Source organism: Neobacillus drentensis (genome assembly GCF_036965425.1).
Lineage (GTDB): Bacteria > Bacillota > Bacilli > Bacillales > Cytobacillaceae > Neobacillus > Neobacillus drentensis_F.
This window is the reverse complement of sequence record NZ_JBALPP010000080.1, coordinates 1961-2228: the sequence shown is the minus strand read 5'-3', so window position 1 is coordinate 2228 and position 268 is coordinate 1961. Positions and strand designations below refer to the sequence as shown.

Genomic DNA, 268 nt, shown 5'->3' with positions numbered 1-268 from the left:
GTCATCGAAGTCCACTTTTGAATCTGCCTGTAATTTCTCTTTTAAATGGCGGCAGGATTCTTCCCATTCCTCTAAACTTTTAATATCAATAAGTTTTGCAAACCTTGGTCTCATACTTTCCCAATTAGAAAACATGTTATTACACCATTCAAGCAAATATTCTTGGTATTGCTGTTGTTCCTCTATATCCAACCATTTATCTAATTCAACCTTATTCTCCTCTTGTAAAGGTTCCGTTACCAAAAAATCTTCATGGAGTTGTTTTTGC

1 protein-coding gene is annotated in these 268 nt (G+C 34.7%); it reads right to left on the bottom strand.

The window, feature by feature from the left end; translation table 11 throughout:
• Window positions 1–268: hypothetical protein (locus V7161_RS19245; protein ID WP_335714527.1), on the bottom strand; the 268-nt coding region annotated here is incomplete at both ends.